Origin of the sequence: Streptomyces sp. NPDC057939, assembly GCF_042887545.1 — a bacterium.
Classification (GTDB): domain Bacteria; phylum Actinomycetota; class Actinomycetes; order Streptomycetales; family Streptomycetaceae; genus Streptomyces.
The window spans coordinates 1-26,908 of sequence record NZ_JBHVPG010000020.1 but is presented as its reverse complement, the minus strand read 5'-3'; the positions used below and the strand labels follow the sequence as shown (position 1 = coordinate 26,908).

General features: G+C 73.3%; 21 protein-coding genes. 9 read left to right on the top strand and 12 right to left on the bottom strand.

Annotated elements, in window-relative coordinates:
• Positions 1-50: 50 nt before the first annotated feature.
• From ACFVS6_RS21860 to ACFVS6_RS21845, 4 genes are all read right to left on the bottom strand, one after another.
• Positions 51-2,528 (bottom strand): helicase-associated domain-containing protein, encoded by a 2,478-nt coding sequence (locus tag ACFVS6_RS21860; protein ID WP_389706049.1) that lies wholly within the window; start codon positions 2,526-2,528, stop codon positions 51-53.
• Positions 2,529-2,929: 401 nt separating this feature from the next.
• Positions 2,930-4,711 carry an HNH endonuclease gene (locus ACFVS6_RS21855; RefSeq protein WP_389706047.1) on the bottom strand — a complete coding sequence of 594 codons (1,782 nt, stop codon included), beginning with the start codon at positions 4,709-4,711 and terminating at the stop codon, positions 2,930-2,932.
• A gap of 135 nt (positions 4,712-4,846) precedes the next feature.
• Positions 4,847-6,586, bottom strand: a complete 1,740-nt coding sequence (locus tag ACFVS6_RS21850) for a PP2C family protein-serine/threonine phosphatase (RefSeq protein WP_389706045.1) — start codon at positions 6,584-6,586, stop codon at positions 4,847-4,849.
• Between the two features lie 373 nt (positions 6,587-6,959).
• On the bottom strand, positions 6,960-8,012 hold the full coding sequence (locus ACFVS6_RS21845) for a nuclease-related domain-containing protein (protein ID WP_389706043.1): 1,053 nt from the start codon (positions 8,010-8,012) through the stop codon (positions 6,960-6,962).
• Positions 8,013-8,467: 455 nt separating this feature from the next.
• Between ACFVS6_RS21845 and ACFVS6_RS21840 the strand changes: the two genes are divergently transcribed.
• Together ACFVS6_RS21840 and ACFVS6_RS21835 are read left to right on the top strand one after the other, a co-directional pair.
• On the top strand, positions 8,468-9,448 hold the full coding sequence (locus ACFVS6_RS21840; protein WP_389706041.1) for an XdhC family protein: 981 nt from the start codon (positions 8,468-8,470) through the stop codon (positions 9,446-9,448).
• Positions 9,449-10,509: 1,061 nt separating this feature from the next.
• Positions 10,510-10,914 (top strand): DUF6479 family protein, encoded by a 405-nt coding sequence (locus ACFVS6_RS21835; RefSeq protein ID WP_389706039.1) that lies wholly within the window; start codon positions 10,510-10,512, stop codon positions 10,912-10,914.
• A 92-nt stretch (positions 10,915-11,006) separates the two neighbouring features.
• On the opposite strand, the gene ACFVS6_RS21830 is transcribed toward ACFVS6_RS21835, so the two are convergent.
• Both ACFVS6_RS21830 and ligD read right to left on the bottom strand, forming a co-directional pair.
• Positions 11,007-11,918, bottom strand: coding sequence for an ATP-dependent DNA ligase (locus ACFVS6_RS21830; RefSeq protein ID WP_389706037.1), 912 nt, complete (start codon positions 11,916-11,918; stop codon positions 11,007-11,009).
• A complete protein-coding gene (gene ligD / locus ACFVS6_RS21825) occupies positions 11,915-12,799 on the bottom strand; it encodes a non-homologous end-joining DNA ligase (protein WP_389706036.1) in 885 nt (294 codons plus the stop codon). Before ligD ends, ACFVS6_RS21830 begins: the two co-directional genes overlap by 4 nt.
• Before the next feature lie 31 nt (positions 12,800-12,830).
• Here ligD and ACFVS6_RS21820 point away from each other — a divergent pair, with 31 nt between their 5' ends.
• Entirely contained in the window at positions 12,831-14,078 is a 1,248-nt protein-coding gene (locus ACFVS6_RS21820) for a Ku protein (RefSeq protein ID WP_389706034.1), read from the top strand.
• A gap of 99 nt (positions 14,079-14,177) precedes the next feature.
• Here ACFVS6_RS21820 and ACFVS6_RS21815 read toward each other — a convergent pair whose 3' ends face one another.
• A complete protein-coding gene (locus ACFVS6_RS21815; protein ID WP_389706032.1) occupies positions 14,178-14,987 on the bottom strand; it encodes a nuclease-related domain-containing protein in 810 nt (269 codons plus the stop codon).
• Positions 14,988-15,189: 202 nt separating this feature from the next.
• On the opposite strand from ACFVS6_RS21815, the gene ACFVS6_RS21810 reads away from it, so the two are divergent.
• The 3 genes from ACFVS6_RS21810 to ACFVS6_RS21800 all read left to right on the top strand — a co-directional run bounded on the left by ACFVS6_RS21810 (position 15,190) and on the right by ACFVS6_RS21800 (position 18,072).
• Positions 15,190-15,831, top strand: a complete 642-nt coding sequence (locus ACFVS6_RS21810) for a hypothetical protein (protein ID WP_389706030.1) — start codon at positions 15,190-15,192, stop codon at positions 15,829-15,831.
• 184 nt (positions 15,832-16,015) lie between these two features.
• On the top strand, positions 16,016-16,837 hold the full coding sequence (locus ACFVS6_RS21805; protein WP_389706028.1) for a hypothetical protein: 822 nt from the start codon (positions 16,016-16,018) through the stop codon (positions 16,835-16,837).
• A gap of 62 nt (positions 16,838-16,899) precedes the next feature.
• A complete protein-coding gene (locus ACFVS6_RS21800) occupies positions 16,900-18,072 on the top strand; it encodes an ATP-binding protein (protein WP_389706184.1) in 1,173 nt (390 codons plus the stop codon).
• Positions 18,073-18,457: 385 nt separating this feature from the next.
• Here ACFVS6_RS21800 and ACFVS6_RS21795 read toward each other — a convergent pair whose 3' ends face one another.
• Genes ACFVS6_RS21795 through ACFVS6_RS21785 form a run of 3 tightly spaced genes read right to left on the bottom strand, consistent with a single transcriptional unit; the run spans position 18,458 to position 20,404 of the window.
• Positions 18,458-18,727 (bottom strand): hypothetical protein, encoded by a 270-nt coding sequence (locus tag ACFVS6_RS21795; protein ID WP_389706026.1) that lies wholly within the window; start codon positions 18,725-18,727, stop codon positions 18,458-18,460.
• 10 nt (positions 18,728-18,737) lie between these two features.
• Positions 18,738-19,451 (bottom strand): TetR/AcrR family transcriptional regulator, encoded by a 714-nt coding sequence (locus ACFVS6_RS21790; RefSeq protein ID WP_389706024.1) that lies wholly within the window; start codon positions 19,449-19,451, stop codon positions 18,738-18,740.
• A gap of 23 nt (positions 19,452-19,474) precedes the next feature.
• Positions 19,475-20,404 carry a diiron oxygenase gene (locus tag ACFVS6_RS21785; RefSeq protein ID WP_281207199.1) on the bottom strand — a complete coding sequence of 310 codons (930 nt, stop codon included), beginning with the start codon at positions 20,402-20,404 and terminating at the stop codon, positions 19,475-19,477.
• A gap of 170 nt (positions 20,405-20,574) precedes the next feature.
• Between ACFVS6_RS21785 and ACFVS6_RS21780 the strand changes: the two genes are divergently transcribed.
• A complete protein-coding gene (locus ACFVS6_RS21780) occupies positions 20,575-21,681 on the top strand; it encodes a ferritin-like domain-containing protein (protein ID WP_389706022.1) in 1,107 nt (368 codons plus the stop codon).
• Between the two features lie 48 nt (positions 21,682-21,729).
• On the opposite strand, the gene ACFVS6_RS21775 is transcribed toward ACFVS6_RS21780, so the two are convergent.
• Both ACFVS6_RS21775 and ACFVS6_RS21770 read right to left on the bottom strand, forming a co-directional pair.
• Positions 21,730-23,199, bottom strand: a complete 1,470-nt coding sequence (locus ACFVS6_RS21775) for a penicillin-binding transpeptidase domain-containing protein (protein ID WP_389706020.1) — start codon at positions 23,197-23,199, stop codon at positions 21,730-21,732.
• On the bottom strand, positions 23,196-24,563 hold the full coding sequence (locus tag ACFVS6_RS21770) for an FtsW/RodA/SpoVE family cell cycle protein (RefSeq protein ID WP_389706018.1): 1,368 nt from the start codon (positions 24,561-24,563) through the stop codon (positions 23,196-23,198). Before ACFVS6_RS21770 ends, ACFVS6_RS21775 begins: the two co-directional genes overlap by 4 nt.
• Positions 24,564-24,675: 112 nt before the next feature.
• Between ACFVS6_RS21770 and ACFVS6_RS21765 the strand changes: the two genes are divergently transcribed.
• Positions 24,676-25,101, top strand: coding sequence for a DUF6325 family protein (locus ACFVS6_RS21765; protein WP_389706016.1), 426 nt, complete (start codon positions 24,676-24,678; stop codon positions 25,099-25,101).
• The gene (locus tag ACFVS6_RS21760; RefSeq protein ID WP_389706014.1) at positions 25,098-25,652 is read left to right on the top strand and encodes a hypothetical protein; all 555 of its coding nucleotides are present in this window, start codon (positions 25,098-25,100) and stop codon (positions 25,650-25,652) included. Before ACFVS6_RS21765 ends, ACFVS6_RS21760 begins: the two co-directional genes overlap by 4 nt.
• Positions 25,653-26,908 lie beyond the last annotated feature (1,256 nt).

Here is a 26,908-nt window from a genome sequence, read left to right as displayed (position 1 = left end):
GGCGCCACCCTGCGGGGCGTTCCGCCTACTCGGCCGTGGCCGTGGACCGTCTAGCCGGCCGAGGTGAGGGTGGCGGCCAGTGTGCGGGCGCTCGCCGGGGCGGCGCGGGCCGGGTCGCCGTGGGCGGCGTGGGCCTGGTCCAGGGTTGGCATGAGGCTCGGTGCTCGGTCGGTGGGGGCGCGGTCGAGGAGTGTGGTGCCGGTCTCGGCTTCCTGGGTGGGGGCGTAGCCGGCCGTGCGGAGGGCCGACAGTGTCTCCTCCGGCGGGGCCGTGGAGATCAGGACCGTGGGGGCGATCCGGCGCAGGCGGAGTTTGGTCAGGCCGCGGGCCTGGGCCACCTCGGTGATCAGGGTGGTGTCGTCCGAGCGGATGCAGCAGGCCGAGCGGACGACCTTGAGTTGTCCGTGGGTGCGGGCGGAGTCCTTGATCGTGTAGGCCAGTGGTTGAGGGAGGGGGGTGTCGCGCTCGCTCGCCGCCGTGAGGCGGTCGAGGAGTTCGTCCGCGCTCCAGCCGGCGTCCAGGGCCCGGCGGATGGAGGTCGCCGTGATGCGCCAGACCACCGCGTGTCCCTCGGACTCGATGTCGCCGACGGCGGAGAGCAGGTCGGCGAGGGCGGGCGCGGGCGCGCCGGTGACCGTGGCGGTCAGGTCGCTCTGGAACCGGGCCTTGTCGCTGGGCTCGGGCAGCGCGGCGTACAACTCCTCGCGGAGGGTGGTGACCGCCTTCGCCAGGGTGGGGCGGAGGGCGAGGTCTTCGCCCAGGCCCTCCGCACGGCGGGCGGACGGATCGGCGCCCGCGCCGGGCACTGCCGGGTAGTGGTGGGCGGCTCCCGCTTCCAGCAGTCGGCACAGGGCCCGCCCGGCGGGGGTGAGCGCGCCGTGGGCGACCACGCCGAGCAGGGCCGCCTCCGTCAGGGTGGCCGCCATGCGGTCGAGGACTCCGTCCAGGCCGGTCGGCTCCCCCGTACCGTCCGCGGCCAGATGGGCACGCAGGCCGGGCTGGAACCACGCGGCCAGGGACAGCAGTTCGGTGTATCCGCGCGCGCTCGCGGTCAGCCCGTGCCCGTCGGGGAGGACGGCGAGCGCTCGTAGGACCCCTGTGCGGAGGGTCACGGCGCCCTCGTCCTGCGGGCTGATGAGCGCGACCGGGGTTTCGTCGGGGTCCGGCCAGTGGCTGAGTACTGCGGGGACCACGGCCCAGGCGGCCAGGAGCGGCAGCAGTTTGCCCGCCGCGGGTGCGGCGGCCCAGGCGTCGTAGCGGTCGCTCGGCAACAGTCGGGCGGAGGGCTTGGGGGCCTTGGGGTTCCGGCGGCCGCGGGAAGCGGGGGCGGGTTCGTCGTCCCGGGGCGCGGCCAGGCCGGCGTTCACCGCGAGGTCCAGCCACAGTCGGGTGTCGGCCTCGCCGGCCCCGGCCGCCTTGGCCAGACGCCGGGTGTCCCGTACGGCGATCCCGCCCGCCTTGCGGATCGCGACCGGCTGGGCGGCCAGCGCCCGCAGGACCAGTTCGGCCCGCCAGGCGGCCGCCGCCGCGGCCGTGCCACCCGCGCCTTCCCACCCGGACGACAGCGGTGCGGTGGCGGTGAACGGCTCCGGTTCAAGCCGGGGGGTGGGCGCCGTGGCCACATCGCGGAGCGCACGGGCGACCTCGTACGGGAGTTCCACCAGGTCGTGGCCGGAGGGGATCAGTAGGCCGCGCACGGCCAGCCAGTCGGTGCCCTCGTCGCCGCTGCCGCCCTCCCGGAAGACGTACTTGGCGTCCGCGCCCGCGTACTGCGCCCCGTACCGGCCGGCGAAGCAGCGGGTCCGCAGCAGCGGCGGGCCGGGTACCAGCTGGTCCAGCAGCTCCAGCGCCCGCACCGGGGCGTCCGCCACCAGTGCCCGCACCCGGGCGGGATCGGCGAGCAGGGCGGTGATCAGCTCTTGGGCCTGGTCGCGGTTACGGGCCGCCCCCTCGCCGAAGAGGTGTGCGGCGATCCGCTTGACCTCGGGGGCGTTGTAGGCGGTGGTCAGCAGCCGGTCGGCCGTACGCCCGTATCCGTCGAACCCGGCGGCGCGGACGTGCAGCAGTGGTGGGAGCGCCAGTCGGCCCTTGGGCGCGGGGAGCAGCAGCGCGCGCTCCCGCAGCCGGGTGAGCGTGTCTTCCGCCCGCTGCCGCTCCTCCCCCGGCTCGAACCAGGACAGTACGTCCCGCTCGGGCACCAATCGGTCCGCGGGTTCCACCGGGGGAACGGGCTTCTGCTGCTGCCAGGGATATCGGGGCCCGTCCTCGGCCTCGCCACCGGCTGCGGGGCCGTGCCGCTCCAGAGCAAGGGTGGCGATGGAAGCCAGCAATTCCATTTCGCCGGCGGTGCCCGCCAGCAGGCCCTGAGCCACCGACTCGTCGGTGAGCAGGTGTTCGGCGAGCTCACGGAGGGTGGCGATCCCTCGGTACCCGGCGGCGAGCGGTAGATCCCGCTCCTCCAGCAGTGTGGTCAGCCGCCCGGAATCCAGGGTGCCCAGCCATTTCACGAGGGCGGTACGCGCGTTCACCCGACCAGGCTAGCGCCGTCCGGTCACCCGGTGGGGGTGAACCGGGCCCGTCACCGCCAGGCCCGGACAGGTCCACCGGCCCCCGATGCGCAGCAGGAGGGAGATCGTCCTCGACACCGCAACGGGACGCCGCATGTGCGGCCGTCGCTGCCGCCGGCCCCTCGCGTCAGCGGTCGTGGATGGTGGGTGAACAGGGACATGAACCATCCGTGCAGGTCAGCCCAGGGTGGCCCGAAGGTTCCCGGGCAGGTCCGGGAACCCGCAGCGTTTCGTCGCTGGCTTGCGATGACGCGTGCTCTCGCTCTTCAACCCGCGGTCGTCGTGGCTCTCCCCCGGTTCGGTCCGTCGCTTGCCCACGCCTCCTGGAGAGCGGTCGGGTGCGCGGCGTGGCCGGCCCGGGCTCAGACCGACCGGGCTTCGTCCTGGATCTCGCGGTCGGTCGAGTCCCTGCGGCAGCACTCACGGTGGTAGCGGACGTGCGCTTCGTTGATGCGGTGGGCGGGGTGTCGGCGGAGCTCACCGATGGAGCTGTCGTCCGCGGTCGTACGTACGGTTCCGTCGGCATCGATGTAGATCGCGAACGTGTCGAACTGAACATGGTGGTTGGGGCACAGCACCAGCAGGTTGGAGAGTTCGTCCGGGCCGTTGTGAGGACGACCCAGACCGCGGATGTGGGCGGCCTCGCTGTAGGTGCCGAAGCGCGTGGGCAGTTGCAGGCCGCAGACCTGGCAACCGTCTCCGTGCAGTCCCTTCGCCTTGGCCGTCATCGCGGTGTTCCGGACGATCCGGGAGTAGGAGCCTGCGCGCCGTCCGGCGGGGCCCGTTTCCCCGTCCTGGTCCTCTGCGGGATGCGTCGTGCCGGGTGCAGCTCCGTAGCCGTCCATGCCCAGTCGCGCCATCAGGGCCTGCTGGTCGACATCGGCGAGGTGCATTTCGCACAGGACCGCGATCGCCTGAGACCGCACGAGGGGATCGCTCAGTATCTGCGCGGCTTCAACGGTCAATCCCCCTTCGGGGTTGACCCGGTCGAACAGCGCTGCATGGGGCCCACCGGATTCCTCGGCCGGGAGGCCATGGACGTCCCACAGTCGGCTTGTCCGAAGGTGCCAGAAGGGATATTCAGGGGTCACGGAAGACTCGGGCAGACCAAACTCGGCGAGCAGGCCGCTCGCCTCGTCCCGGAACTCGTGCCACTCTGCCAGGTGATGTTTTCCCGCAGCCACCCTGGAGATTCCCCACAGGAGAGCCAAAGGTTTGTGCCTGCTTCGTCGGCCGTTTCTCCGGTGAACCTTGAGGCTGCGGAGCTTGGCCATGAGCATGTCCGCGGTCAGCTGTTCCAGGGGCCCTGCTGCCGCCAGGGAGGCTGCGGCAGCCTCGTCCGCCCTACGGGGTGTGGGAAGGAGCGCCGCCGACTTGTGGGCGTTCTCGGACGTGGCACGCTCCGGGCCCCGGGGGTTGGCGCGCGGGACGACCTGGCGCCGAATTTCGGGCAGCACTGCATGTCCGTGTTCCACCCACCTGCGCCAGGCGCGGGGAGCCGTCGCCAGCGCATCTTCGGTGGAGACCTGCGCGCTTCCCCGGGCTTCGATCCAGGACCAGTCGACCCGGTCGTTCTCCGCACTCAGATCCAGGACGGAAAGGTCATAACGATAGTTCGGGAAGGCTATGCCATTTGCCTCTTGCTCGATCTGTTCGGCGTGCTCGATGACGGCCGCGCCGCAGAACTCCACGTACCCCTTGCGTGACCCGTTTCGCGAGACGGCCTTGAATATCAGCAGTGGCACGGCCGACGCACGCTGTTCCGGAGTCACTGCCCGGTGTTCCTCCAGCGCCTCCAGCAGAACGGTATTGCCCGGAGTGCTTCCCACCGGATCCGTGTGGTCGACCCTGTGGTCCCCGAAGTAGCGCACTCGACCGTCGTCGAGGTCGAACACGTCGTGCCAGGGAGTCTCGTCGGTTCCCGCCTTCCACGGACTGGAACGGATGAGAACTGCGGGACGTCGCTGCACGCCCAGTGCTCTGACCTTGGCCAGCGGGTTGATGCCCTTGCTCAGCTGGATCTGGGCGAGAACCTGGGAGGCGGTGACGTGATGAATGTTCGGGTAGCCGTCGATGAGCGGTACGGAGGGTTCTCGGTTCCTGCCGGACCGCAACACCTCACCGAGACGCAACTGGCTTCCCATTGGCCCTCCCCCGATCCAAGTCGCCCTGCATCTCCGATCTTGCCAGGTTCGCGTTGGAGGAGCCTTGCGTGCTCGCGGATCACTCCGGCCGCGCTCCAGCAAGGGCAGTTGCAGGCCGGTGCCGGGTCGGCTCGCTCATCGCCGGCCCGAGGCCGGGGTCAGGACCTTCACCGCTACCAGGCAGGTGTCGTCCGCGAGTTGGTCCTTTTCGTACGAGGTCATCAGGGAGTCCAGGGTTTCCTGGGCGCCGAGGCCGGAGCAGGTGGACAGGCGGCGGCGGAGTTCCGCGATGCTGTCCGTGATGTCCTCGTTCCTGCGCTCGACGAGGCCGTCGGTGTAGAGGAGTACGAGGTCACCGGCGTGCAGGGTCAGGGTGGCGGTGGCGTAGGGGTTTCCCGGGAGCATGCCCAGCAGTGGGCCGCGGTGCGAGGTGTCCAGGACGGTGGCTTCGTCGCCGCGGAGCAGGAGGGGCGGGGGGTGGCCGGCGCACGCCCAGGTGAGGCGTTGTTCGCCGTCGATGTGTCCGATGACGGTGGTCGCCGTCTCCGCCGACGGGTCGGCGCACAGCAGCTCGTTGAGCCAGGTGGTCAGGTCGCCGGCGTCGGTTCCCGGTGCGTGGGCGAGGCCGGCGAGGGCGTGGCGTTGCTGCGCCATCCGGGCGACGGCTCCCAGGCCGTGGCCGCAGGCGTCGCCGACGGCGAGCAGGATCCGGCCGTCCGGCAGGGCCCGGCACTTGTACCAGTCCCCGCCGATGGCGGCGTGCGGTTCCGCGGGCAGGTAGGCCGCGGCCACCGCGTATCCCAGGCCGGCGATCTCCGTGGAGTGGGTGGGCAGGAGCGCCTCGCGCAGGACCGATGCCACGCGTCGTTCGGCGGCGACCTGCTCGCGGAGCCGTTCGCGTTCGCGGCGGGTCTCCGCGAGCCGGTTGCGGGAGCGGACCTGCGCGGTGAGGTCGCGCGCGATGAGGTGGAGCGCCCAGGGGACGGCGTCGTCGTCGGTGACCGGGCGGCCGAGGACGTGCAGCGTGCGGATGTCGCCGTGGACCTTGAAGCGGATGTCCTGGCCCGGTGGTTCCTCACCGTCGAACAGGGACCGCAGCAGTCGTCCGAACGCGGGGACGTCCTCGGTCGGCACGGTGTCGCACAGGTCCGTGAGCGTCATCGGACGTCCGGGTTCGGTACGGAAGATCACGGCGAGGCCGTCGGACCAGGTCGCGGTCCCGGAGAGCAGGTCGAAGTGGGCCCAGCCCATGCCGGCGATGTGCTGTGCCTCCAGGGACATCAGCTCCGTCGGCTGTTGCGCGGGGCGCCACGTGGCGAGGACGTGGCCGTTGCAGGAGGCGGCGTCGTAGAGCAGCTTGGTGCGGTGCAGGCCGTCGGAGCGCCATTCGGTGTAGTCGACCGGGTGGGCCTTGAGGGCGCGGCCCGTGCGCAGGACCTCCCGGAGGGCGTCGAGGAGGCCCGCGCCGTCGGCGCCGGGGCGCACGTCGAGGAGGCGTTCGCCCACGTGTCGGTCGGGGGCGTCGAGCCACGTGGAGGAACGGACGTGGTTGCCGGCGCGGATGCGGAAGTCGACGGTGCGGCCGCGGTCGTCGGTCACGGGCGCGAGCAGGGCCGCCGACACGGGGATCGCGGGCAGGGTGGCGCACACGCAGGCCCAGGGGTCGTGGCCCTGCGCGGCGTCGCCGCAGCCGTGGCCGCGGTCGCCGCTGCCGCCGCATGGGCACGCCCCGTCGGCGGCCGGCGCCCGCGGGTCCGGCGCGGGGGCCTCGCGGCGCACTCCCGCCCGGCGGGCCGCCGCGGCCCGGAGGGCTACCACCTCGCCGGCGATGAGCTGCTTGAGTCCCTCAGGGTCCTGGGGAACGGCCGGGCCCATAGGTCGCCTGCTTTCTCGGTGCGAAGCGGCTCCCCGCCATCGGCCGGCGCGGGAGGCGTACGCCCATGCTGCGTACGCCCATGCTGCGCACGCCTGCCGCGCCGGCGCACGTCGGGGCGCGGCGGTGTAGCGGCCGGCGTCGTTGTGGGTGGCGTGGGGCGGTGTGCGGCGGCGACCGGCGGTGGCGTGCGTCGGTGGGGGCGGCGTGCGGCGGCTTGGGGTCCGGTTCCGATGCCGTCGACGGACGGGGGGCGGGGGGTGGGGCGTGGGTACGGGTGTCGGGGCGTGGGTGCGAGTACGGGTGCGGGTACGGGGTTCCGTGTGGCGGCGGGGGCGGACTGCGCCCGTGGGGGCGCCGGGTCGTTTCGGCGTGTCAGGGGGCCAGCCAGGCCCTTCGGTGGCGGGCGACGGCGTACACGATGTCGACCTGTTCCGGGGCGAGACGTCCGGTGAGGGGGCCGAGGGCGGCGACTTCCCGTTCCCGGTAGACCCGGACCCGGAGTTGGGGGTGGGCGGGGGTGCGGCTGGTCGTCCTGGGGATCTCCTGGGCGCCCACGAACACGAGGACCGGCTCCACCTCCACGGGGAACGGGCAGTGCCGCTCCAGGACGCCGCGGGCGAGTGCCGCTTCGGCGCGACTCCGGGCCGGGTAGGGGTGGGGCGGCCCGTGGTCGACCTTGACCACGTCGTCGCCCACCCAGATCGACTTCCCGCGGAAGTTCTTGGTGTTGACGGTGAAGACCCCTCCCGGTCCGACGAGCAGGTGGTCGATGTCGCCGCCCCGGGTGAGGGGGATGGAGTGCAGGACCTTCCAGCCCTGCGTCCGGAGTCGGTCGAGTTCGGCACCGGCGATGCGCTCGCCCGCCAGTCCCTTGAACCAGGGGTCCCACTCGGTCTCGCGCCGCAGGAGCCGGTCCAGCGTGCGGCGGAACCTGCTCGGCCCCTTCGAGCGGAGCATCTCCTGGATCCCGGAGCCGGGCCGGTTGAGCGCGAGGTCGTCGGGCGCCTTCAGGGGCGGCAGGTTCCGTGTTCCGGTGCGGCCGCCGTGCGCGCGGGCCCCGGGGCGGCCCGGGGGTGAGGGCGGCGCGACGGTGGGGGATGCGGGTATGCGTGGTGCGGGCCGGGGTGGTGCGGGCTCGGGTGCCACGGGCTCGGGGTACTCGGGTGCCACGGGCTCCGCGCTGCCGAGGTCGACCGCGGGATCGGGTGTGGGCGCGGGCTGTGCGTGCGTGGTGTTCGGGGTGTGCGGGAGCTCCGCCAAGTGCCGCCTGAGCAGGGCGAGTGCTTCCGGACGGTGCTCCTCGACGAGGACCGTCACCCTGCCCGTACGGCAGTCGGCCCAGGCGACGGCGGCGCCGTCCGGCAGGTTCACGTACAGCCGGTCGTGACCGGACTTCTGCCAACGAGACACCTTCAGCCGCCCCACGCCGCCCCCTGACCCCGTCACGCCCCGAAGTCCATGGGAACAGCCGGATCGCGCCCCCACAAGATGCCCTGCCCACGCCCGACGAGCCCGAGCCCGGCGCCCGGCGGCTGTTCGGCGCGAGCGCGCCCGGCTCCACGGGACGGTGCGGAGGGAAGCGGCTCCCCTCGGGCAACGACTCGCGGTCGGGGCCGGGTTCGGGGTCGGGCGTCGCTCGGCGGTCGTGGGAACGGCCGGGGCGGCGTGGGCGTGGTACTGCACGGGCCGGCGGCGGTCCGGGAAGCGTTCGGGTGGGGTGGTGGGTTCCGGTGGTCCGTACGAGGGGTGGGGGCGGGGTCTGTGGGATTTGGGGGGTGGGGCGGCGGTGGGGGCGTGCGTAGGGTGGTTGTGGAGGCCGCCTTGTGTTGTTGACCAGGCACTTTGCGGGTACGTAGCGCGTAGAGGATGGGGCGACGAGCATGCGTGAGCTGGCGGAGACGGCGCGGCAGTGGGTGTCCGAGGGGCGGGCCGGGTTCCTGGCCCGGCCGGTGACCGAGCAGGGGTTCGGGCCTCGGGACCCTTCCGGGGCGGTGCTCGTGGATGCGCGCGGGGAGTGTGTCGGGGCGCTCTACCGGGGGGTGTTCGACGCCGAACTCGTCGCCGAGGCCGGGGCCATGGAGCCGGGGCGCACAGCCCGGGTCTGCGAGGTGTCGGTCGGTGCGGGAGAGGCCGTGGAGGCCCGGCTGACGTGTGGCGGGCAGGCCGAGGTGCTGCTCCAGCCGCTGACGGAGATCCCGGCCGAGTGGTGGGAGCTGCTCGGGACGGGGGCCGGGGTGGCTCTCGTGACCCGGTTGGACGAGAGCGCCGAGAACGCCGTGAGCCGGGTCGTGCGGGTGGGCGGAACTCCGGCCGACGATGCCGAGCGCCGGGCCGGGGAGCTGCTGGGGACCCGTCGGCCCGGTCGTGACGCGCTGTACGGGGGGTCCGGGCTGGTGCTCGTCGAGGCGTACCCGTCCGCGCCGCACGTGGTGATCGGCGGTGGCGGGGAACTCGCCGAGGTCATCGGGAAGCAGGCCGCGCTGCTGGGCTGGGAGTCGGTCACCGTGCACACCGCCGCCGAGGCGGGGAAGGTGCTCCGCGAACACCGGGACGCCGCCTGCCTGGTGCTGCTCAGCCACGAGCCGGACTTCGACGTGCCGACGCTGAGGACGGCCCTCGCGCTCGGGATCCCGTACGTCGGGGCCCTCGGCTCGCGGCGGACGACCGCGCGGCGCCGGGAGGGGCTGATCGCGGCGGGGGTCGGTGCGGACGGGCTGTCCCGGGTGCACGGCCCGATCGGCCTGGACCTCGGCGCCAAGACCCCGCCCGAGACGGCCCTGGCCATCTGCGCGGAGATCCTCGGGGTGCTGGGCGGGCGGGGCGCGCAGGGGCTGCGGGATTCCGACGGACCGCTGAGGTGACGAGCCGCCGGGGGCGGCGGGGCGGTAGGTGATGGCGGGACGCCGAGGGCGCCGAGGCGGCTGGGTGGTAGGTGGTGGCGGGCCCCTGATGGATGGCAGCCCGTCGAGGTGAGGGGATGGGTCCGCCGGGGAGTGGCGGTCCCCCGGGTCGTGATGAGGCATCGAGGGGTGCCGGCCCCCGGGTAGTGGCGGATCCGGGTAGTGGCGTGCCCCTGAGCAGCGGCGGGCCCCTGAAAGGGCGCAGCCCGCCGAGCCGAGGGGACCAGTCACCGGAGGGTGGTGGGCCCCGGGTGGTGACGAGTCCCGTGAGTGGGGCGGGGGCTCTGAGGAGTGACGAGCCCCCGGGTCGTGGCAAGTCGCTCGCCGAGGGGGTGGGGCCCTGAGGGGTCGCAGCCCGCCGACGTGACGAGCCCCTTGGGGAGCGGCGGGCCGCCGGCCGGGTGACGGCCCTTGGGGTGTCGGCCCCACGCGGGGCGGCTTGCCGCGGTGATGGAGCCCGGGGTCGCGTCCCGCCGCAGGGGCAGCCCGCCGCAGTGACGGCGCCCGGGGTAACGGCCCGCTCAGGTCGCGGCCCCCAGAGGCGGCGGAACCCAGCGGTGACCGGCCATGCGGGGGTGGCCCGCCGAGGTGACCGGCCACGTGGTGGCGTCCCCCAGGGTCGCTGCCCCGCCGTCGCGGCCCGCCGCAGGGCAGCCCGCCGCTGTGACGGCCCACGCGGTCGCGGCCCGTCGCGGTCGCGGCCCCGCCGCAGTCGGTGTGCCCCGACTCAGTGGCGGATCGGTGATGCGGGGTTTGGGGGCGTTGCCGTCGTTCGGCTGGGTGAGCTGTCGGGTGGTCGGGGTGGGGTGGGGTGGGGATCCGTGTGCGTCGGTGTGCGGGGTGCGTTCGTTCACCCGTCCGGAGTACGCGGCCCGGGCGATCCGCCGGGGGGCGGCGGGGGGCGTCCGTGGGTGGTCGGGGGCGTTTCGGGTGGTGTTCCCGGGCCTCGGTCCGGTGGGGGCGTCGGCGGATTCCTCGCACCACCCGCGTGAATTCGGAGCAAATACGGGAAAATAGGACGTATGAACACGACCCTGAACACCCTCGCGCTGGACACGGCGGTGAGCGACATCGCGTGGTTCCTGGTCATCGGGATCATCGTGGTCGGCTTCCTGCTCGGCGGTTTCATCCTGGGCAAGCGGGTCCGGAACCAGGAACCGGCACCGCCCACCGCCGAAAGCCAGCCCCACCTGCCGGAGGGCGGGGCGGTCTACGAGGTCCGTGAGGAACGCGAGTCCGTGGAGATCCCGGAGGGCGGCCTGCGGCCCCACGAAATGCAGGGCTACGGCAACTTCGGCTCCACCACCCACAGCCACCAGGACGAGGCCCGCGCCGAGCGGGAGTCCGCGCACCGGCACGTCGAGGGGCCCGAGCCGCACTCCCAGCCCGGATCCCCGCCCGACGCCGGACGCGGCGCCCACGCCTGACGTCCCCGACCCGCCGGCCCCACCGACCCAGGCCGCCCCGACGCCCTACTCCCGACGCCCCGCCGCCCTCTGACCCGCGCCTCCCGCGCGGGTCAGAGGTCCGTTCGCAGCCGCAGCACCTCGGGCGGCGGGTGGCGGGCCGAGCTGTGGCGGACCTCGGCGGCCAGGGGCGGGTCGAGCGGGCGGTACGGCACCTCGCCGAGCCCGATGGCGGTGACCGTGGCCCCGGCCGGGGCGGTCCGCGCACGGGCGGCCACCGCGGCCGCCAGCTCCGTACGCAGTCCGGCCGCCAGCGGGCTCGACACCAGCGGCGCCCCGTCCTCCTCCCCCGGCAGGACCAGGACCAGGGCCACCGGGCGGGCCGGGGTGCCGGTGTAGCCGATGCCCGCCGCGTCCCGTACGTCGGTGTGGCGCAGCTTGCGCCAGGCGCGCCGGCCGGCCGGGTAGGGCTGGTCCAGCCGTTTGACGACCAGGCCCTCGATGCCGCTGGCCGGCAGGGTCTCGTACCAGGTCTCGGCCAGCTCCGGGTCCGTGGTCATCGGGACCGGCTGGAGCGGCGGCCCGAGCGGGAGCAGCAGGTCGACGAGGAGGGCCCGGCGGCGTTCGTAGGGGCGTCCGCGCACGTCCAGCCCGGCCAGCTCCAGTACGTCGAAGGCCGCGTACGAGGCGGGCAGGCTCTGCGCGAGCACCGCGGCGCGGGCGGCGGTGGGGGCGGCCGCACGCCGTTGGACGAGTGCGAAGTCGGTGCGGCCGGCGTGCCAGACGACGACCTCCCCGTCCAGGACGGTCCCGGCGGGCAGCAAGCGGGCGGCGGCCGCCAGGTCGGGGAAGGCCGCGGTCACGTTCCGACCGGAGCGGGCCCGGAGCAGTACGTCCGTCGCCGTGCGCACGACGACCATGCGGTGTCCGTCGAACTTCGGCTCGTACGCGAGACCCGCCCCGCGCGGCAGGGTCCGTACGGCGGCGGCCAGTGCGACCCGTACGGGCCCGGTGGCCGCGGTCACGGCAGCCTCCCCGCCAGGGCCGGATCGAGGAGCGGCGCGAGGAGATCGCCGTCGCGGGCGAGCCGGGGCAAAATGTCGTCGGCGAGGAACACCAGGTCGGAGGCGGTCCGGCAGGCTCCGACCTCCTCCCAGGAGACGGGCGCCGAGACGGTCGGCAGCTCGCGGGCGCGCAGCGTGTAAGGGGCGGCCGTGGTCTTGGCGGCGGCGTTCTGGCTGTGGTCGACGAAGACCTTGCCGGGGCGCAGCGCCTTGGCCATCCGGTGCACGACCAGCTCGGGGAGCGCGCGTTCGGCCTCCTGGGCGAGGGCCTTCGCGTACGCGGACACCAGCTCGGAGGGGGTGGGTTCCAGGGCGACGGCCAGGTGGAGGCCCTTGGAGCCGGAGGTCTTGGCGTAGGAGTGCAGGCCGTCGGCGGCGAGGCGGTCGCGCAGCCAGAGGGCCGCGGCGCAGCATTCGACGACGCCGGCGGGCGGCCCGGGGTCCAGGTCGAGGACCATCCGGTCGGCGACGGCGGGCCGGCCGGCCGTCCACTGGGGGGTGTGGAACTCGACGACCAGGTTGGCCGCCCACATGAGGGTGGGCAGGTCGTCGACGATCACCTGTTCGGCCGATTCGTCCTCGGAGCGCGGGACGCGGGCGGTGCGCACCCAGTCGGGCGTGCCGGGCGGCGGGTTCTTGGTGAAGAACAGCTGGCCGTCGGGTCCGTCCGGATAGCGCAGGAAGGAGACGGGCCGGTCGCGGACGTGCGGGAGGAGGGAGTCCGCGACGGTGGCGTAGTAGTGCAGCACCTCGCCCTTGGTGAAGCCGGTCCGCGGGTACAGGACCTTGTCCAGGTTGCTGAGCGCGATGCGACGCCCCTCCACCATGGTGATCGGCGTCATACGATGAGATTGCCACGAATCAGGAGGAACCGTGCGATCCATTTGGAACGGGGCCATCTCCTTCGGCCTGGTCAGCATTCCGATCAAGCTCGTGAACGCCACCGAGAGCCACTCGATCTCCTTCCGCCAGATCCACCTCGCCGACGGCGGGCGGATCCGCTACCGCAAGGTGTGCGAGCTGGACGGCGAGGAGGTGTCGGGCGCCGACATCGGCAAGGGGTACGAGGAGGCCGACGGGGCCATCATCCCGATCACCGACGAGGACCTGGCACAACTGCCGATCGCGACCGCGAGGACGATCGAGATCATGTCGTTCGTCCCGTCGGAGGAGATCGATCCGTTGCAGATGGACGCCGCGTACTACCTCGCGGCGAACGGGCCGACGGCCGCGAAGCCGTACACGCTGCTGCGGGAGGCGCTGAAGCGGAGCCGGAAGGTGGCCATCGCCAAGTACGCGCTGCGGGGGCGGGAGCGGCTCGGCATGCTGCGGGTCGTCGATGACGTGATCGCGATGCACGGGCTGCTGTGGCCGGACGAGATCCGGGTTCCGGAGGGGGTTGCCCCGGAGGCGGACGTCTCGGTGCGGGAGGCCGAACTCGACCTGGCCGACGCGCTGATGGCGACGCTCGGGGAGGTGGAGATGGCCTCGCTGCACGACGACTACCGGGAGGCCGTCGAGGCGATGATCACGGCGAAGGCGGGCGGGGCGTTCGAGCCGTCGGAGACGGTGGTGGAGCCCGCCGGGGGCCAGGTGATCGACCTGATGGCGGCGCTGGAGAAGAGCGTACGGGCGGCCAAGGCCTCGCGCGGCGGGGCCGACGCGGAGGCGGGCACGGAGGCGGAGGCGGGCGCGGAGCCGGCGGCGGTGACGCCGATCCGGCGGCGGGCGGCGGCCGCGACCGCGCCGAAGGCGGTCGGCGGGAAGAAGTCGACGGCGTCGACGGCGGCCAAGAAGGCGACGGCGGGTACGGGTACGGGTACGAGCGCGGGTGCGGCTACGGGCCGGAGTACGAAGACGGCCAGGTCGGTGAAGACGACCTCGGGTACCGCCAAGGCCGCCGGGTCCGCGAAGGCCACGGGAGCGGGCGGCGGCGCGACCAAGTCGACGGCGAGGAAGTCCACTTCGACGGCGGGCAAGAAGGCGGCGGCCGGGAAGGCCACCGCCACCACCGCGAAGGCCGCTTCCAAGACCTCCGCCAAGGCCACCGCGAAGAGCGGCGGGGCGGCGAAGGCCGGTACGCAGCAGGCCTCCCCCACCCGCAAGAAGGCCTCGGCCTGACGGGCCCGGCTCCACCCGGCCCGCTTCCACCCGGCCCGCTTCCACCCGGCCCGCTTCCACCCCGGTCGGGGTGGAGGCGGTGCGCGGGGTCGAGGTACGTCATCCGCGGCGGGCGCCGCGCCAGGTGCCGAGGTCTCGGCCGAGGGTGAACAGGGCTTCGACGTCCGGGAGTTTGAGGGTGGCGGGCGCCTCCACGAGGGCGGTGACGGCGGTCGGCTGCTGGAGGACGCGTACGTCTCTCAACGTCGGGGCGACCTCCAGCCGGGAGGCGTCCGCCACGACGAGGACCGGGACGACCGGCGTGGACAGGGCCTTGGACGCACGGGCGGCCGCGCCGCGTATCCGGCGGGGATCCGGGCGGGGTTCGGAGCGGCCCACCGCGAGCAGGAGGTCACCGATGTGCACGCGCTGGCGGCGCCCCGGGACCGACAGGATCGCGAACACCCCCGGCGGGCCGATCAGCAGGTGGTCCAGCAGGCCGAACCCCGGGATCGGGACGTCGTGCACGGCCCGCCAGTCCGCCGCCTCCAGGGCCTCCAGCTCCGCGCCCGTCCGTTGCCTCGCCTGGAGGTCCTGACGCATCCGGTGCCGGGCCCGGCTGCCGGGTGAGCCGTGGGTCAGCTCGCCGATCAGGGTCTCCCCCGCACGGTTCGGGGCCAGGTCCTCGTCCGGAGCGAGCACCAGGCGGCGCAGCTCGGCGGCGGTGGGAACCGGGGGCGGCCCCAGTGTCCAATCGCCGGTCAGGTACGGGCGCAGGGCGGCCAGTACCGCCTCGCGCTGGTCGGCGGCCAGCAGGCTGACCCGGTTGGGTTGCCGGTCGTACCAGGCCACCGCCCGGCCGTCCGGTCCGTTGACGTACAGCCGGCCGCGGCCGGGCCGGCCGCTCGGCAGCACTCGCAGTCCCCGCATCGTCCTCACCCCCGCCCTCCATGTGAGCAGGCGGCGGGCCGCGGGGCAATCCCTCGACTGTGTAACGACTCCGTCGGGTCCCTGCCGCCCCGCTGTTACAAGAACACCGCCGTACCGCAACGGCCGCCGCCTACTTTGGGCTTCCCCGGACCTCACCGGACCCCCGGGACCCACCGGACCCGATCTGCCCCGAAGGACTTCCGTGAACTCCGCCCGCCGCCGCACCCTCGTCCGCGTCGCCGTCGTGACCGCGTGCGCCGCCGGCTTGCCGGCACTGGCCTGCGCCGCCGCGTCCGCGGATCCGTTGGCCGACGCGGCGCCCGCCGCGCCCTCGACGCAGCGGACGCTGGTCAAGAGCCTCGCCCTGGCGGACGGCCGGTCGACCGCCAGGGTGTACCGGCTCGCGCAGGACGCGTACCAGGCCGACATCCTGCGGGCCGGGGTCACCGTGGCCACCCTGACCAGCCGCGCCGGATCCACCGACTTCGGCAGCAGCGGCGAGCTGCGCGCCGCCCTGCTGCCCGACGGCCGCCTCACCTCCTGGGTCGGCGACACCCGCCCCGGGGACGCCGCCCACGCGGTGGGCGCGGGCGGGCACAAGACCGGTACGCGCAGCGGGCACACCGTCCCCGCGTCGGCGCAGCACGCGGACGGGGACGGTACCCGGGTGGGCGGATCCGGGTCGGGCGGGGCCACCGGTACCGCCGAGACGCTGCGGCTGCACACCCTGGCCGACGGGCCCGGTGAGGGCGTGCTGCTGCTCGCCGCGGGCGGCGGGATCGCGGCCGTCGGCGCGGCCGGACTGGGTTTCGCGATGCTGCGGCGCGGGCGCTCGGGGGGCTGAGCCCGGGGGCGGCGGCGCCGGGGTGGCTCGGGCGGGACCACCCCGGTGCGCGGGCTACGCCGGTGCGCGGGGTGGGGCCCGCGTGAAGGGTGGACCGATCGACAAATGGGGCGTACCTCTGCATAAGGTTGGCGGGATACCGACCGTCGACACCTTCGTAGTGCGGAGAGGAGCCCCTGCCGCCGTGGCCGTACCCGTGATCCCGCGCCGCTCGCGCACGCCGCGTCGTGCGGGCCGTCCGCTGCTCGTGGCGCCGCTCCTGCTGCTGTTGGTGGCGGGGTGCGGCAACACCGGCGGGCTGGTGCCGGCCGGGCCGACCCCTACGGCGAGCGGACCCGTACACCTGTGGCCGGAGCGCAAGGGGGCCGACGTGCCGCCCGCCGATCCCGGGGGCGCGCCGCCGCAGTACGTACCGGGTTTCCCGCCGGTCGCCGACCAGGACGTCCACGCGGTCGACCCCGTGGCCCTGGTCCAGGCGGAACTGCGGGCGTACCCGGACACCTCCGTGGGGCCCGACGGCATGTACCCCGAGACCGCCGCCGCGGTGCTGGCCTGCGGGAAGGAGGGGTCGGACCCGGCGAAGTGCCCGGTGCTGGCTCCGTACTACCGGGACCTCACCGGCAACGGCAAGGACGAGCTCGTGATCGGCATCGAGTTCCCCGACAGGATGATGTCCGTACGGGTCTACACGGCCGATCCGGACGGCCGGCTCAACCGGATCATGGCGACCACGGAGACCGTCGTCGCGGTGGAACTGGCCGGTCGGGACGTGATCCTGCGGGTGCCCAGCGGGAACCCCGGGTACGAACTGATCACCGCGTGGTCGTGGGACGCGAAGCAGCGGTCGATGCTGCCGACGCGGGAGCAGATCGTGCGGGTCCCGGTGAAGCAGCCGGGGTCGTCGGGCTCGCAGGGCCCGTCCGCGTCGCTGTCCGCGTCCCCGTCGTCCTCCGCGTCGGCGTCCCCGTCCGCGTCCCCGTCGTCGTCGGGGGCGGGCGGTCGGTGAAGGTGCGGCTGCCTGCGTGGACGGCGACGCTGACGTGGAAGTCGGCGTGCTTCATCGTGGTGATGTGCTGCTCGCTGGCGGCGGTGCTGGGCGTGCTGGTGCACGTCGAGGTGACCCGGCAGACCGTGGCGACGGCGCGGGACAAGGCCCTCGGTCGGCTCCACGACGCCTCACGGGCGTACGAGGCCGGCGAGGTGCTGCCGCCCGACTCCGGGCTGGACCCGGCCGGCCTGCCGCCGGAGCTGCGGGACCTCGCGGTGAGCGGCAGGCGGGGCACGGTGGTGGCCGACTACGAGGGGCGGGCCGTGATGTGGGCCGCCGCACCGGCCGACGGGCGGGCCCTGGCCGCCGCGGTCGACTACAGCCAGAGCGCCCGGACCATCAGCGGGCTGGACAACGCGATCATCGGCTCGTCGGCGCTGGCCCTCGGGGGAACCCTGCTGGTGGGGGCGTTCGCGGTGACGCGGGTGACGCGTCGGCTGCACCAGACGGCGACGGTCGCGCGCCGGATCAGCAACGGCGACCTCGACGCGCGGGTCGATGACCCGCGTACGAAGGATCCTCGGCGGCGCCAGGACGAGGTGTCGACGGTGGCCGGGGCGTTGGACACGATGGCCGGCACGCTGCAGGACAAGCTGCTGCGGGAGCAGCGGTTCACTGCGGACGTCGCGCACGAGCTGCGGACGCCGTTGACGGGGTTGCAGGCGGCGTCCGAGCTCCTGCCCGAGGGGCGGCCCACGGAGCTGGTGCGGGAGCGGGTCCGCACGATGCGTCAGCTGACGGAGGACCTGCTGGAGATCTCGCGGTTGGACTCGCGCAGCGAGGTCGTCGAGACGGATCTGCACCAGTTGGAGCGGTTGGTGCGGAGGGTTGTCCGGGGGGCGGCGGGGGTGGGGGTCACGGAGGTCGTCGTACGGCGTGACGTGCACGTCGAGACGGATCGGCGACGGTTGGAGCGGGTGCTCGGGAATCTGGTCGTGAACGCGCACAAGCACGGGCGGGGGCCGGTGGTGGTGACGGTGGACGGGCCCGTGGTGACGGTGCGGGACCACGGGGACGGGTACCCGGACTACCTGCTGGAACGGGGGCCGCAGCGGTTCCGGAGCGGGGGGAAGGGGCACGGGCTGGGGCTGACGATCGCGGTGGGGCAGGCGGAGGCGATCGGGGCGCGGCTGGAGTTCCGGGGGGCGGAGGGGGGTGGGGCGGAGGCGGTGCTGACCCTGCCGTTGCCCTGACCGGGCGGGGGTGGGGGTGGGGTCGGGGGTGGGGTCGGGGGTGGGGGTGCGGGGGCTGCGGGTGGGGCGGGGCCGGTGCCGGGGTGGGGTGTCGTCCGGGACGGGCATGATTTATGGCGCCCTGTCCGGGTCTCCTGTTGCGGGGCGGCACCGCGCGCCAACAAATCACGTTTTAGTCCCGGCCGACACCCCACCCCGTCCCCGACCCCGCCCCGCGGCATCACAGTGCGTTCGGGCCTGCCGATCCGACCCCACCCGATCCGGCCCGGCCACCCGATCCAGTCCCGCCATCCGATCCAGCATCGCCGCACCCGCCGGCCCAGCCGGCGTTTGAGGCGCGGGGGTCCGGGGCGGAGCCCCGGGAGGCGTCGGGAGGTCGGTCGGGTCAGTGGCGGGGGGGTTTGGTCCAGGGCCAGCGGGGTTTGGGTTTTACGCCCGTCGGGGTGAAGGCGTACTTCCAGCCCTTCTGGAGGCCCAGGCGCTTCGAGTAGCCCGCCGGGACGCGTTCGTAGAGGAGGACCGTCGGGGGGCCGCCGTCGGCGTCGGGGACGGGGATCTCGTACCACTTCGGGGGGTGGCCGGTCGGGCCGACGAGGATCGGGAGGACCCGGCCGTCCATGGGGCCGCCCTCGAACGGGGTGGGTTCGCTTCTCACCCCTCCAGTGTCACAGCAGGTGGGCGGCCTCGGAGACCACGGGGATCACACGGCGCGCGAGGACGCCGACGGGGCCGTCCGCCGATTCCAGGGCGAGCGCGGCCCGCGCGGCGGCGGCGGTTTCCGGGTCGGTGGCGGCGGTGGCGGTGAGCAGGGCGATGAACTGGTCGACGAGCCAGTCGCGGAGGGTGTCGACCTCGGGCTGCTTGCCCTCGTCGATCCAGATCAGGGATGCGGCCTCGACGGCGGTGATCCAGGTGCGGACCATCATGCGCAGGCGCGGGCCGGGGGTCGGGACCGCGAGGTGGAGCAGGATCTGTTCGGCGGCGGCGCGCCTGATGCCGTCCACGGTGGCGGTGGTGCGGGACGTTTCGACGACGCTGCCGCCCTGGAGGAGGGCGGCGAAGCCGGCGTCGTGTTCGTCGACGAAGGCGAGGTAGCGGTCCAGGGCCCGGGACAGGCGTTGGGTCAGCGGGCCGGCCTGGGGTTCGGCGAAGCAGAGTTGGAGGAGGTCGGCCGCCGAGCGCAGGGCGGCTTCGTACAGCTGTTGCTTGCCGCCGGGGAAGTAGCGGTAGACGAGCGGGCGGGAGACCCCGGCGGCCTCGGCGACGTCGTCGAGGGAGATCTCCTCCGGTGCCCGGTGCGCGAACAACGACAGGGCGGCGTCGAGGAGCTGGGCACGCCGCTCCTCGACGCTCAGTCTGCGGTAGGCGCGTACGGTCATGCACGCAGCGTAGACGACGCCCCTCAGGCCAGGAGGCCGGAGCTCTTCCACAGTTTCCGGCCGACTCCGCGCATCATGCCGATGTCGTCGAGGAAGTCGGTGAGGCGTTTGGCGCCGGTCTGCATGACTTCCCGGCGGTGGCCGCTGGCCTTGACCTGGGCGACGGCTTCGCGGCGGTCGAGGCCGATGTTGTCGTAGACGGCCGGGTTGACGAACGCGAGGGAGAAGACGCGGGCGGCCTCGCCGCAGCTGATGCGGGTGAGTTCCTGTTCCCAGCGGGGGGCCGTGAGCATCTGGCGGCGCAGTTCCTCACGGGCGTAACGGACGTGGCGGGCCTCCTCGATGACGTGGATGCGGGTCACGCCGCGCACGAGGGGCTGGATGCGCTCGTCCGGGAAGGTGAGGCGCTGCATCCAGTCGAGGATCTCCTCGCCGAGGAGGGTGCAGGCGAAGGAACCGGGAGTGGTGGAGACCGTCTTGAGGATCCGGGCGAGGTTGTGGTTGGTGCGGGAGACCGGGTAGGCGGGGGCTCCGCCCTTTTGGATCATGCGGGCGAACATCATCGAGTGCCGGCATTCGTCGGCGATCTCGGTGAGGGCGTAGCGGACGTGGTTGCTGGTCAGCGACTTGTCGTAGATGTGTCGGACCAGGAGTTGCATGAGGATGATCTCGAACCAGATGCCGAGGGAGCCGAGGGCGGCGGCTTCGTGGCGGGAGAGTTCGATGCGCTGTTCCTCGCCCATCCGCTTCCACAGCGGGGTGTCGTAGAGGGAGAGCAGCTCGGGCGGCCAGTAGTACTTGCCGTCGACCGTCGGGGCGTCCCAGTCGAGTTCCTTGTCGGGGTCGAAGGAGTGCTTGGCCGAGGATTCGAGCAGGCGCTCGGCTATCTGCTCACGGTCCTTCAGCTCGCCGAGGGCGTCCCTCAGCACGGCTCGCTGCGTCACGGTGGTCATGGCTTCGGGCACCTCGTGGTCGGGGGTTACCGGCGGTCTCCCCTTATGAGACTGCCTGTCAGCAAGGTCGTCAATCCCTCGCGCGCGACTTGTTGACCCCGCGTCTACCAACGTGTGACGCTGCCAACTGTCCGGTCCGGTACGGAAGTACGCGAGACGAGGAGGCGTCGGTGTCGACGCATGAGCTCTACACGAACGACCCGGGCGAGGGCGTCCGACAGATCCCCGCCTCCGGTTCGGCCCGCTTCAGCTGGGAGTACGACGGCGGCCGGGAGCGGCTGCTCGCGCTCTACCAGAAGGGCAAGGACAAGCAGTGGGACGGCGCCAAGCGCATCGACTGGGACATCGAGGTGGACCCGTACGATCCGCTCGGCACCCCCGACGAGGTCCTCACCCTGTACGGAACCCGCCACTGGGCGAAGATGACCGACCGGGACAAGGGCGAACTGCGCCGGCACTACAGCGCCTGGAACTTCAGCCAGTTCCTGCACGGCGAGCAGGGCGCGATGGTGTGCGCGGCGCGCATCGTGGAATCGGCTCCGGACCTGGACGCCAAGTTCTACTCCGCCACCCAGACCATGGACGAGGCCCGCCACGCGGAGATCTTCGGGCGCTTCCTCCACGAGAAGGTCGGGATGCTCTACCCGATCAACGACAGCCTCGGCGGGCTGCTCGGCGACACCCTGCGCGACTCCCGCTGGGACATGCCCTACCTGGGCATGCAGGTGCTCATCGAGGGGCTGGCGCTGGCCGCCTTCGGGATGATCCGCGACACGACGGACAAGCCCCTGCCCAAGCAGATCCTCGCGTACGTGATGCAGGACGAGGCCCGCCACGTCGCCTTCGGACGGATGGCCCTGCGCGACTACTACAAGCAGCTGACCGACGCCGAACTGCGCGAACGCGAGGAGTTCGTCATCGAGGGCTGCCACCTGATGCGGGACCGGCTGCGCGGGGTGGAGGTGCTGGAGAACTTCGGCATCCCGAGGCGCGAGGCGGAGGAGTTCAGCGAGCAGTCCGAATTCCTGCACCTGTTCCGAAAGCTGCTGTTCAGCCGGATAGTGCCCTGCGTCAAGGACATCGGGCTGTGGGGCGAACGCCTCCAGAAGGCCTACCTCGACATGGGCGTCTTCGACATGGGCAACTCCAACCTGGACCTGCTCATGCACCAGGACGAGGAGATCGCCGAAGCCCTCGACCGCGAGCGCTTCGCCACCGAGGAACGCGACCGGGCACAGGAGGTCGCGGCGACCGTCCGGGAGGGCGAGGCGGAGTAGGGCCCGTTCGTACCGGCCCGGCGCGCCCCGCCCGCGAGGGCCGGAACCTCAGTCCGTCGGCGGCGCCGACAGGGCCGCCTCCATCACGGCCCGCGCGATCGGCGCCGCCGCGCCGTTGCCGCTGATGCCCCCGCGGTCCGCCGCCGCGTCCTCGACGACCACCGCGACCGCCACCGCCGGCTGCGGCGCCCCCTCGGCGCGGGCCCAGGAGATGAACCAGGCGTACGGGGTACCGGCGTTGCCGACGCCGTGCTGCGCCGTGCCCGTCTTCCCGCCCACCCGCGCGCCGCGGATCGCCGCGTTGCGGCCGGTGCCGTCCTCGACCACCGCGACCATCAGCTCCTGCATCCGCAGCGCCGTGGCCGGGCTCATCGCCCGGCCCAGCGAGCGCGGATCACCGCGCCGGACCTGCGAACCGTCGTCCTGGGTCGTCCGGTCCACCAGGTACGGGGACCTGAGCTCGCCCCCGTTGGCCACGGCCGCCGCCACCATCGCCATCTGCAACGGCGTCGCCCTCGTGTTGAACTGGCCGATCGAGGAGAGCGCCAGCTGGTCCTGACTCATGTCCGTGTCGAAGTTCGACCGCGACACCCACGACGGCACCCGCAGCCCCGCGTCGTTGAACCCGAACCGGTCCGCCGCCTCGGCCATCCGCCGCAGCCCCACCTGGACCCCGATCTTGGCCATCACCGTGTTGCAGGACCACCGCACCGCCTCCGCCATCGACGCGTCCTCGCACCCCGTGCCCGCGTTCGGCAGCAGGGTGTGCGTCCCGGGCAACGGGTACGGGTCCGGCGTCCGGGTCGGCGCGTCCACGTCGGTCACCACGCCCGCGTCCAGCGCGGCGGCCGCCGTCACGATCTTGAAGGTGGAGCCCGGCGGGTACGTCTCGCGCAGCGCCCGGTTGAGCATCGGCCGGGACGGGTCGGCGTTCAGCCGCGCCCAGGCCGCCTCCACGCCCCCGCCGGTGCCGGAGAGCACCCCGGGATCGTACGAGGGGCTGCTGACCAGGGCGAGGATCTTCCCGGTCGCCGGTTCGAGGGCGGCCACCGCGCCCCGCTTGCCCGCCAGGCCCCGGTACGCCGCGCGCTGGAGGGCGGCCCGGATCGTGGTGACGGCGTTGCCGCCGCCGGGGCGCCCGCGCGAGAGGTCGTACCAGAGCGGGAAGGCGGAGAGCCCCGGGTCGGTGCCCGACAGGACCGCGTCCTCGGCGCGTTCGACGAAGCTCGTCCCGTACGTCTGGGAGGAGAAGCCCGTGACGGGCGCGAAGAGCGGGCCCTCGGTGTACGTCCGCTCGTGGCGCAGCACCTGGCCGCTGTCCCGGGAGCCGGTGACGGGCCGGCCGTCGACGAGGATGTCCCCGCGCGGTTCGGCGTAGCGGTCGATGGCGGGGCGCTTGTTGGCCGGGTTGGCGCCGTAGGCGGCGGCCTCCCAGACCTGGACCCGGCCGACGTTCACCAGCAGGGCGACCAGCAGCAGCGCGCAGAAGTACGCGCACCAGCGGATGTAGCGGATCACGCGGGGTCCTCCTGCGGCTCGGGCCTGCGGGCGCTGTCGCTGAGCCGGACCAGCAGGGCGACGATGATCCAGTTGGTGACGACGGAGGAGCCGCCCTGCGCGAGGAACGGCATGGCCATGCCGGTGAGCGGGATCAGCCCGGTGACCCCGCCCGCGATGACGAACACCTGGAGGGCGACGATCGAGGCGAGCCCGGTGGCGAGCAGCCGGCCGAAGGGGTCGCGCAGCGCCAGCCCGGCCCGGAAGCCCCGGGAGACGAGGAGCCCGTACAGGAGCAGAATCGCGGTCAGGCCGACGAACCCGAGCTCCTCCCCCGCGGTGGCGAGGACGAAGTCCGACTTGGCGGCGAAGCCGATGAGGAAGGACTGGCCGTGCCCGAGGCCCGCGCCGAGCAGGCCGCCGGCCCCGAAGGCGAAGAGGGACTGGGCCAGCTGGCCGGGGCCCTCGCCGCGCTCGATGGAGGCGAAAGGATTCAGCCAGTCCTCCACGCGACTGTGCACGTGCGGTTCGAACGCACCGACGGCGTATGCGCCGAGCGCGGCCAGGAGCAGCCCGATGGCGATCCAGCCGATCCGCCCGGTCGCGGTGAACAGCATGATCACGAAGAGGCCGAAGAAGAGCAGGGACGTACCGAGGTCCCGCTCCAGCACCAGCAGGCCCACGCTCAGCAGCCAGATCGCCAGGATCGGCCCCAGGACCCGCCCGGGCAGCAGGCGCAGCTTCCAGAACAGGAGCCGGCCGGTCAGGGCGAGGGCGGTGCGGTTGGCGGCGAGGTAGGCCGCGAAGAACACGGCGAGCAGGATCTTCGCGAACTCCCCGGGCTGGAAGGACAGCCCCGCGAAGCGGATCCAGATGTGCGCGCCGTTGACGGCCGGGAAGAACACCGGGACGAGCATCAGCGCGAGGGCGGCCGTCACGGACAGGTAGGCGTACCGCTGGAGCACCCGGTGGTCCCGCAGCACGAAGACGACCAGGACGAAGAGCACCACCCCGAGCGCGGACCAGCGCAACTGGTCGCCGGCGGCGGGCGCGCCGGGGGTGCTGAGGTCCAGCCGCTGGATCAGGACCAGGCCGAGGCCGTTGAGCAGCGCCGCGATCGGGAGCAGCAGCGGATCCGCGTACGGGGCCCTGAGCCGGACGGCGAGGTGCGCGAGCAGCGCGGCCCCGGCGAGGCCCGCCGCGTGGTGGGCGGCGGGCCGTGGGATCCGCCCGGTGGCCGCGAGCCCGACGGACAGGTAGCCCAGCACCGAGATCAGGACCGCGCCGACGAGGAGGGTGAGCTCGATCCCCCGGCGCTTGGGGGCTCGGGCATCGGGGGGCGGGGGCGGAACGGGTTCCGTCACCTTCGCCGTCAGGGCGGTCATATCAGGAAACGTAGCAAGGGAGCGGAGGGTATGTCCGCTTATGTCATAGTGTGCCGAAGAGTCGTCAGAAACGGTCAGGACGGCGTCAGTCAGGGAAGAGGGCAGCGGCGCAATGGGACCAGTCGAATTCATCGTCCTCGCCTTCCCGGAGGAACAGCTCCGGGTGTCCGCCGTCGAGGCCGTGATGGGCCTGCGCAAGACCGGGGTGGTCCGACTGATCGACGGCCTCGTCGCCACGAGGACGGCCGCGGGAAAGGTCCTGGCCGCCGAGTTCGACGAGTACGTCGAACTCCGCGGCCTCCTGGCCGGCCGCGACGTCGCCCGGCTGATCGGCCCCGAGGACGTACGGGAGGCCGCGGAGCTCCTGGACCGGGGCAGCTGCGCGCTGCTCCTGGTGGTCGAGCACGTGTGGGCCCAGGACGCCGCCGTGGCCGTACGGGCCGCGGGCGGACGGATCGTGGGCTCGGTCCGCATCCCGGCGGAGCGTGTCGAGGAACGGGTGCAGGAACAGGTGCAGGAACGGGTGGAGAGCGCGTGATGTTCATCCGCCCGGTGGGCCCCACCGTCACGGCCGCCACCCGCTCACCGGGCCACCCCCTCCTCCAGGGCCTGCTCCGCCGAGCATCGGGCGCGGCGGAATGGACGCAGGGCGAGGAGCGGGAGCGCGAGCGGGAACGCGAGGAGTGGGAGCGGACGGGGTGGGGTGAGGGGGCTGCGGGCACCGAGGGAGCTGCGGGGGCTGCGGGGGCCGGGGACATTGAGGGGGCTGCGGACGCGATTGCGGACCTGGAGGGTGACGCGGCGGCCTGGGGGATGGGGGCGCGGGAGGCCGGGACGGGCCGGACGGACGCGGCGGACGCGGCTGCGGGGGCGGGGGCGGGGGCGGCTGGGGGGGCGGCTGGGGAGCCGCAGGCGACGCGGGCTGCGGCAGCGGCGGGCGGGCCGCCGGGGGCTACCGCCCAGGAACGCACACCGACCGCGCAGCCGGGCCTGGCGGCGGAACTCACCCAACTGGCGGCCCTGGCCAGGGAGGGCCTGCTGACCCCGCAGGAGTTCACGACGGCGAAGTCGAAGCTGCTGAGGGGGTAGGGGCTGGGGGTCGGGGGTCGGGGGTCGGGTGCCCTGGGCGGGATCATCGAGGAGCGGCGGGGTCCGGGGGCGGGGCCCGGCTGGTCCGCATCAGGGAGGGTTTGGTGGTTTCCCGCCGGTCTCATCGTCTCCCCGTGGCGAGCCGGTCCCTCAAGGGCGCTCCTCCTTCGTCGTCGCGTCGCTTCGCGATGGCCTACGGCCACCCTTGACCGACCGACCCGCCACGGAAAGCCGAAGACCGACGGGAACCCCCCAAAAGAACGGTCACGGGTCAGAGATGAACAGGGACGGGTCCCTCAGTGACGAGACGAGGGACCGGGTGCCGCCCGACAGGGCATGCGGGCACGCCGGAGGGCCTGCGGCCGGGCCACGGGCGCGACCACGGGCCCCTACCCGCCCGTCAGGACGAAGAAGTCGCCCTGACGGGCAGGTAGAGGCGAAGACGCACCGGATCGTCACGCACTTCGCTCGGTTCGGCGGCCGACGGCCGCCCGTGGCTGGACATAAGCCGCCCATACCGTCCGTGGCGGACCAAGGCCTGCGCCTGCAGCCCGTATGTGGGATGAGAGAACACAACCCACGGCCCGAGGGGCTCGAAGGCCCCCACGAACACCAGCACGTCCGCCAGGTCCGCGCACCAACCCACCCGCGCGCGCATTCGTGACCTCACATGCCCATCGGCCGGTGCATGCCCACCGGCCCGCGCATGGCCACTGGCTCGCGCACGCTCACCGGCTCGCACGTCCTCGCACATGCTCACCGGCCCGAGTGCGCCCATGTGCCTGCACTGTTCACCAGCTCGCGCGTGCCCACGGGCTCGCGAACGGCCGGGTCCGTGGGCGGGTGGGCATGCGTGCGGGGGTGCGGGTCATGTGTCTTGGGTTTTACGTCTGTTCCCGGCCCACGGCCGGTCGTCGGTCGCTGAGACGACCTCGGCCACGATCCGGGGCTGGTGCAGGCTTATGTCCGGCCACGGGCAGCTCGCGGACGCCGAACCGGGCGAAATGCGTGACGATCCGGTGCGTGTGAGCCGTCTGCCGTGCCCTGAGGTCGATTTCCTCGTCCTGACGGGCGGGTAGGGGCCCGTGACCGCGCTCGTGGCCCGGCCGCAGGCCCTCCGACCTCCCCGTATGCCCTGTCGGGCAGCGCCCGGCCCGTCGCCTCGTCACTGAGGGACCCGTCCCTCCCCTTGTTCCCTGTGACCGTTCTTTTGGGGGGTTCCCGTCGGTCTTCGGCTTTCCGTGGCGGGTCGGTCG